At 42.5% G+C, this 7,557-nt stretch carries 8 protein-coding genes; 5 read left to right on the plus strand and 3 right to left on the minus strand.

The window, feature by feature from the left end:
- The first annotated feature begins 8 nt into the window (after positions 1-8).
- Both H7708_RS12115 and H7708_RS12120 read left to right on the plus strand, forming a co-directional pair.
- A complete protein-coding gene (locus H7708_RS12115; protein WP_223671125.1) occupies positions 9-602 on the plus strand; it encodes a chemotaxis protein CheB in 594 nt (197 codons plus the stop codon).
- Between the two features lie 8 nt (positions 603-610).
- Positions 611-1,072, plus strand: coding sequence for a chemotaxis protein CheW (locus tag H7708_RS12120; protein WP_223671126.1), 462 nt, complete (start codon positions 611-613; stop codon positions 1,070-1,072).
- Positions 1,073-1,118: 46 nt separating this feature from the next.
- Here H7708_RS12120 and H7708_RS12125 read toward each other — a convergent pair whose 3' ends face one another.
- Both H7708_RS12125 and H7708_RS12130 read right to left on the minus strand, forming a co-directional pair.
- Complete coding sequence (locus H7708_RS12125) at positions 1,119-1,853, minus strand: 16S rRNA (uracil(1498)-N(3))-methyltransferase (protein WP_223671127.1); 735 nt, start codon at positions 1,851-1,853, stop codon at positions 1,119-1,121.
- 3 nt (positions 1,854-1,856) lie between these two features.
- The gene (locus tag H7708_RS12130; RefSeq protein ID WP_223671128.1) at positions 1,857-3,206 is read right to left on the minus strand and encodes an adenosylmethionine--8-amino-7-oxononanoate transaminase; all 1,350 of its coding nucleotides are present in this window, start codon (positions 3,204-3,206) and stop codon (positions 1,857-1,859) included.
- 145 nt (positions 3,207-3,351) lie between these two features.
- Here H7708_RS12130 and H7708_RS12135 point away from each other — a divergent pair, with 145 nt between their 5' ends.
- Genes H7708_RS12135 through H7708_RS12145 form a run of 3 tightly spaced genes read left to right on the plus strand, consistent with a single transcriptional unit; the run spans position 3,352 to position 4,692 of the window.
- Entirely contained in the window at positions 3,352-3,651 is a 300-nt protein-coding gene (locus H7708_RS12135) for a TfoX/Sxy family protein (protein WP_223671129.1), read from the plus strand.
- A complete protein-coding gene (locus H7708_RS12140) occupies positions 3,644-4,354 on the plus strand; it encodes a helix-turn-helix transcriptional regulator (protein WP_223671130.1) in 711 nt (236 codons plus the stop codon). The genes H7708_RS12135 and H7708_RS12140 overlap by 8 nt, the downstream gene beginning before the upstream one ends.
- 41 nt (positions 4,355-4,395) lie before the next feature.
- Positions 4,396-4,692 carry a hypothetical protein gene (locus H7708_RS12145; protein WP_223671131.1) on the plus strand — a complete coding sequence of 99 codons (297 nt, stop codon included), beginning with the start codon at positions 4,396-4,398 and terminating at the stop codon, positions 4,690-4,692.
- A 427-nt stretch (positions 4,693-5,119) separates the two neighbouring features.
- On the opposite strand, the gene H7708_RS12150 is transcribed toward H7708_RS12145, so the two are convergent.
- Entirely contained in the window at positions 5,120-7,402 is a 2,283-nt protein-coding gene (locus H7708_RS12150) for a DEAD/DEAH box helicase (protein ID WP_223671132.1), read from the minus strand.
- Positions 7,403-7,557: the final 155 nt, after the last annotated feature.

A 7,557-nucleotide genomic window follows, 5' to 3' on the forward strand; every position in this document is an offset into this window, starting at 1 on the left:
AACCACTCATGAGTACAGTGTTAGTTCTTCTCGGAGGATCGACAGGTGGGCCTGCAGCGGTTAAGGAGTTTATAGATGCTCTGCCGAAAAAACCACTGCCAGCCTGTTTTGTACTCGCGAACCATATTAGTCAGGAGTTTTTACCGAATCTACAGACAATGCTGGATGAGCACCCGTTTATTCATGCGGAAGTGATCGATGGTAATAAGATGATAATGCCCGGCAAGCTGTATATTGCGCCGATAGAGCAAAAAATCAACTTTAACCCGGAGGGGCGTATCTACCTGGCAGATGAAGCTTGGCGAACGCCTTATTCACCGAACATTAATCAGATGTTTGAGTCTGCGTTAGATATTGAAAAGTTAGAAAAGTTGGCGATTATATTCAGCGGAATGGATGATGATGGTGCTGCTAGCGCCGAACTGCTTGATACCGCAGGAGTTGAAATCTGGTGTCAGACTTTAGAAAGTTGCGTTCAGGCGTCGATGCCGCTAAGTATGATGCGGACAGGGAAAGTCATTTATAAAGATAACCCAACGGGGCTCGCCAGGCAGCTGGCCGATTTCTTAGAAAATCGTAGCTCCATTGACCAATTTGCGTGAGAGTGTGCATGACTGAAACAGCAAAAGATGTATATAGCTTCTTAATTCCAATGCTTGAGGATAGCTTGTTACTACCCAATACGGTTGTTGCCGAAATTGTTCCTTTTATGAATGTAGCTTTGGATGAAGGTGCAGAGGAGAACACGGAATGGAAGGTTGGCAATGTGGTCTGGCGCAACATGGATATACCTGTAGTCTCCATGGAACGCTTACAGGGCCGACAGGATTTGGGCGATGTAAAGCGTTCTCGAATTGCCATTACTTATACCCTGAATGGAAACAATGAGCTCCCATTTGTTGCCTTCATGGTACGAGGCATTCCACGTCTGGTGCCAGTGGATGAAGATAACAGTCAGTTTATTTCTGAAGAGGAACGGGCGATGAAAGATGGTATTAAGGCCTGGGTGTCGATAGAAGGTCAAAGAGCTGTCGTTCCTGATTTGGACTATATTGAAACTAACGTAGGTTAGAAGTTACATTGCAAACTAAAAGAGTTGCAGACGCAGCTCTTTTTTATCAGAAATCTCCCCACAGTGTATTCATTGCTGAGACAGCTGCCAGAGCAGCTGTTTCGGTACGCAAAATACGTGGCCCCAGCTGCACCGGCTGACAGTTGTTAGCCATGACCTGTTCAATTTCGGCCTCACTAAAACCACCTTCCGGGCCAACCCATAATGATATGGGCATTGAAGTATCTATCGTTTGAACAGTTTTAAAATGAGCCTTTGCTTCCGGGTGTAGAAAAAAGCTCTGTTGGGATAAGTGCGGTAATGCTTCCTGGAAGTTCATCACTGGATTCAGTTGCGGCAGCGTGGTTCGCCCACATTGCTCGCAGGCACTCTGGATAACTTTGTGCCAATGCTGTAGTTTTTTCTGCCAGCGCTTTGCATCGAGCTTAACGCCGCAGCGCTCTGTGAGCAGGGGGGTAAACTCCTTGATCCCGAGCTCGACTCCTTTCTGCAGCGTCAGATCCATCTTATCGCCGCGAGAAACGCCCTGATAAAGATGAATATGAAGCGGGGACTCGAGATTGGATATCTCAACCTGTTTAACGTGTACGCTAACGGTATTTCGCTCAATCTCAATGATTTCAGCATGATAGTTATTGCCATCCCCATTAAAGAGGATGACATCATTACCTGTTTTTAAGCGCAATACACGGCTGAGGTGATTGCTTGGCTCTTTATCAAGCTCAACTGCCTGCCCGGCATTGAGCTGTGTCTCGGCCGTGTAAATACGAGGAATGCGCATTGGTTAGTCCTTCACCGCCAACTGGATACCTTTCCAGGCAATATCGGCCAGTTTATCGATCTCTTCCGGCGTAATGACGTACGGTGGCATAAAGTAGACTACGTTACCCAGTGGGCGTAGTAGAGCGCCACGAGATAAAGCATATTCATAGACGCGCATACCGCGGCGCTCTTTCCAGTCGTAACCTTCTCGTGTCTTTTTATCTTTAACCATTTCGGCTGCCAGGATCATGCCAGTCTGGCGTACTTCGGCGACATTTGGATGATCGGCGAAGTGAGCGGTTGCTTGCGCCATATGATCAGCAAGAACTTTGTTATTCTCGATAATGGGCTGCTCGCGGAAGATCTTTAATGTCGCGTTAGCAACGGCGCAACCAGTGGCGTAGCCAGTGTAACTGTGCGAATGTAAGAAGGCTTTTAGCGTTTCATAATCGTCATAGAAAGCTTCGAAGATCTCTTCTCGAGTCATCATTACCGACAGTGGTAAGAAGCCTGCGGTTAAGCCTTTGGACATACACATAAAGTCAGGGCTGATATCGGCTTGCTCACAGGCAAATAAAGTTCCTGTACGACCAAACCCAACAGCAATCTCATCGGCTATCAGGTGCACATCGTATTGGTCACAAAGTTTGCGCAGCTCAGTTAGATAAACCGGATGATACATGCGCATACCGGTTGCACATTGAACCAATGGTTCCAGAATAACTGCCGCAACCGTTTCATGCTTATCTTCAATCAGCTTACGCATATGCTGGAATTGACGCAGCGAGTAAGCTTCCCAGCTTTCGCCTTCTTCACGGTAGTAGCAGTCAGGAGACGGGACTGTCATGACATCAAACATCATGTTTTTATACGGCTCTTTATACAAACCGACATCGGAAACTGCCAACGCTCCGGTTGTTTCGCCATGATAACCGTTTTCCAAGGCTACAAATTGAGTTTTCTGCGGCTTACCCTTGAGCTGCCAATAATGAATGCTCATCTTAAGAGCAATTTCGACTGCAGAAGAGCCGTTCTCCCCGTAGAATACGCGGTCTAAACCTTCCGGTGTGATTTTAACCAGGTTTTCCGCCAGTTCGATGGCTGGTTCATGGGTAAAGCCAGAGAAAATAACGTGCTCCAGCTGATCGACCTGATCTTTCATCGCCTGAGCAATGGTTGGGTTGGCGTGACCAAAAATATTTACCCACCAGGAGCTGACCGCATCAATATAGCGGTTACCGTCAAAGTCCTCGAGATAAACCCCATCGCCTTTCTTAATCGGCGTCATCGGGTACTTTTCGTAGTCCTTCATCTGACTACAGGGATGCCATAAAACGGCCAGATCGCGCTCTTTCAGACTTGCGTTATTCATAACATTAAATCTTTGGATTGAATCAATCGTGGCGCCATTATCGCGTATTTGAGGGGAAGTCTCAAAGGCCGATTGAGACCAATAACGTTGGGGGATAAGCGCTTTTGGTGTAAATTAAATAACTTATAAAATAAAAGGTAACAGCATGCGCTTATTGGATTTAAAGGGATTGGGACCTAAATCAGTCTCATGGCTGGAAACCGTGGGCATTGATAACCTGCAGACACTAGAGAGTGTAGGGGCAGTAAAAGCCTATCTTCGTATACAAAAAGCAGGGTATAAGCCGAGCATGAACTTATTATATGCATTAGTCGGCGCCTTGGAGGACAGGCATTGGGCGGATGTAGCCAAACTTGAGCGAGAGCGATTATTAAATGAATTGGAAATGGCGCAGGAGCTAGAGCAGATGTTTGCAGGCGAACTAAAGGATAAAGAGGATGCGTAAGGCTGATCGATTATTTCAACTGGTCAATATTATACGAAAGCGGCAGCCGATTACCGCTGCTGAATTAGCGCAGCGGCTAGAGGTCTCTGAGCGTTCGATTTACCGTTATATTGATGATCTTTCGTTAAGCGGGATCCCGATTTATGGGGAAGCCGGAAAAGGCTATTCACTGCAGCAAGGGTTTGAACTGCCCCCACTAAACCTAACGCTGGAAGAAGTTGAAGCTTTGCATATAGCGATGGATATGCTTGCCAGAACGACGGGTTTTACAGAAGGATCGGCAGGACGGTCACTACTGTCTAAGATCGAAGCTGGATTAGAAGGCATAAGCTTTCAGACCGATGATAAGTCCGTTTTTTCCATGGTTGAGCTATTGGACGCACAGCAGAAAAATTTTTGGAGTGTGCTTAGGCGGGGCATAAAGCAACGAACCGTCATCAATATACAATATTTGAGCTTAGACGATGCAGAGTCAGTGAGAGACGTTCTACCCCTGGGGTTATTTTACTGGGGCGGAAAATGGACGTTAGGTTCCTGGTGTTTATTACGGCAGGATTATCGTGACTTCCGGCTCGATAGAATCAGTAAAGCATCGGTCACTGAGGAACAGCCAGCGACGGATGACTCCATTAATTTAAATAATTATATACAGCACCAGGCACCGGATAATACTGACAACACGTTGTCAGGAGGAACCAATTAAACTTAGCACTCTTTTAAAAAATCATTAATAGGAGAGTGTTTATGTCTAAGAAACATGTGTTAGAAGTTGCGGTATTTAAAGTTAAAGACGAGTTTGTTAAAGATATCAACGAGCTTAGAAACCAGCTTAAGAAAGGGCTGGAAAATTATCCGGGGCTACAGGAGTTTTGTGGTTATTTACCCGTTTCCGATAATATGTTCGCCGATATTGTTAAGTGGGATAACCTAGAGGCTGCAAAAGCCGCAGCAAAAGCGTTTGAACAAGGCGCTCCAGAGTTCTTGCCTTATATGAACGCGATAGAGTCTGTGGAATTTATGGGGCATTTTGATTCCGAATAATCACAGTCGTTAGTAGTAAGTTATAGCGTAGGGTCTGGCCTATTGGGTACCCTGCGCTAGCTAGTTTGATGTTCATTTCCCTCTAAAGAGAGAAACGAACCAAAGAAAGTTGCCCCAATATTTAGGCCAAGCAAGCTTGGCTCCCCTTCTGGCTCCTAAGCCATTATAAGCACTGTGAAATACAGCCCATCTTCCTCAAAGGATTCCTTACAGTCACTTGCCTGTATTTCACTATTCAAATCATCCCCCTAAAGGGATTTCCGTTGGTCACCGATTTGAATTGCTACGCCTTAGGCACCGGAAGGCTAAATATTACGGGGTATATGGTGCAAGTATGTTGAGTTACGTAGTCTCGAATAGCTTTAGCGTATTCGAGGGGGCCATAAAAACCTCGAAATCACATACGTTCTTTCGAGGCTACGCTAGCTCATTTGTTAAATATGCTATCAACGCTATTAAAGGACCTCATCTCAAAGTCATCGAAAGAGCTTCTCACAGTTTTACTTTGCTGATTTTCATAATATAGAAGAACTTTTGAAGGAACACCATAATCACTCACTTTCCTACCTACGTCTGTTAACGCATTATATTCAAGCTTTGTTAGCAGCCTGTCTATGCCTGAGACTTCATCAATCTCTAAGTTTTGAAACTGTGAGCGATAAAATTTATACATCACATTAAAAACTCCAAAATATTTTACAAGTTGATACTTGGCTGTGTTGTAGACGAACCTTGCAGTATTTCTAGTAGCTTGATCTGTGTTCTCATTTTTATTGTTTTTTCTGAAATCAACCAAACCTTTGAAGCCTTGTTCAAGATAATTATGGATAATTGGGACTAGTATCGAGTGGTCTCCGTCCCCCCTGTTTGTTTTTTGCACTATAGCACTATTCAGCTGATAATTTTTAACAGGGGAAATGCAATCTAAAACAATTTGTAAACCATCCCAGTCTATACCCATATGAGAGGGATTGTTAACCTTTTGGACTAAGGCTCTAAGCTGAGTATGCTCCGATTGACTAAGCACAGAAATTCGATCATAGACTTCAATCTTATCCGACCTGCTAACAACTTTAAACATAGATAAAACAGAATCAGGGATACCCCGTTCTTTTTGTTTTAACTTAATGTTTTCACGTTTAGATTTGTCTTCGGTGGAAAGAAACTCATCATCAGAATAGAAGAGATCTATCTCATCCTTCCGAGAGTTCAAGTCATAGTTCTTATGATGTATCGACTCCTTCTCTGCGTTAATATCATCCATAAATTTGTTTTTTAGAACAATCACGAAGCCTTTATAATGCTTTTCGAACCGGCCAGCTCTACCAGCAATATTTTTGGCATCAAATCTTTTAAGGGGCTTATTGCCTTTTTTGTTGTTTGTAATGATTAAGCTCTTGGCTGAGGTATTTACCCCCTCTGTAATAGTTGTTGTCGATGTGAGTGCTCTTATTGTTCCAGCGTTAAAAAATGAAATAATTTCTTTCTGAATATATTTAGGAATTAAGCCATGATGGACGCCAACCCCTTTCTTTAAGCATTGGGTTACAACCCAGTCTTCACCATACTCCTTGGCTACATGCTCAACAAATATCTTGTAGTCCTCAGTGCTGTTTTCAAAAGTTAATAATGAAGGTAGATTTTTTGCGTAGTCTTCTGCATATGGAGGTGTGGAGCAGTATACGATACAACCATCACGCCTACCTGTTGAGGATAAAATATAAACTAACTTTTTTAAACGATCACCTTTCCCACTTTCTTCATCAGAAAACTCAACGACCATGTCATCTTCAATAGCAATCCTTTTTGCTGACTTAATTTCGTGATATGACTTTCCTACAATTTCATATTCGTTGAAGTCACATTTAATAATTCTGTTGTCTTGAAGAAAGCGTTCAAAAGATGGGCTATATCTCTCTATGTATGGACCTGCCAAAAAGATGTCCGCACTATCCATGACGGAATAGTAAGCTGCTATTCTATATGACACATCCCGCTCATTTTCACGTTTTTCGTCTTCATCAATAATGTATTCATTATCAATCTTATAAACCTCATCAATAAATATGAAGTCAAACTCTGGCTTATTTTCATGTTTCTCTAGGAAAGAAAGAAATCTTTCTGGCGTGTATATAAAAATATTATCAGAGCCTAATTCTTCTGATTCTACATCACTAAGAGTATGGATTTTGTATGCTGAGAAGAAGTCGTTTGAGTTTAGTCTCTCCAAGTTTTCAGAGAGTAGTGCTATTGTTGGAAAAATGAGAACTATATTTCTATAGTTCATTTTTTTTATCACCTCGTAAACAAGAAATGTCTTCCCAAACGAGGTGCTTGCAGAAACAAAATATCTATTCATCTTCTCCTTATTAAACAAGGAGAGAATTTCCTTTTGATATCTATGTAGTTTGCTTTCATCGGAAGTATGAAGGGTGCTTTCATATATTTGTGAAGATAAATCAGAAAGAGTGTAGTCCTCAATAGATAAATTACCTTTCTGAAAATTACTTAAATGGTCAAAATAATGAGGAATTCCGACAACATTGGATATTTTCTTCAGAAACTTTAAGTCTGAGCCACTAAGATCACTACTTTTAATCAGATCAAAGTAACTACATACAGACTGTATCATCTCTGGAGAATCAATTTCTCCATCTTGATATCTGTGAAGTTTATTTACGACATCAATTGTTTTTTGTCTTTTATCCATTCAATAACCTTTGATTTTATATCCCTGCTGTAGTGGTCAACAAAACCCGGACACCTTTTTAGCTAATTTCTCGGCTTTTGCCGGTGGTAGACCATCATTAAATTGATGCGGTCGCTCCCAGTTGTAATAATTCATCAGGAAGTAACTGACATCAC

The sequence above is a fragment of the Kangiella shandongensis genome (assembly GCF_020005365.1).
GTDB classification, from domain to species: Bacteria; Pseudomonadota; Gammaproteobacteria; order Enterobacterales; family Kangiellaceae; genus Kangiella; species Kangiella shandongensis.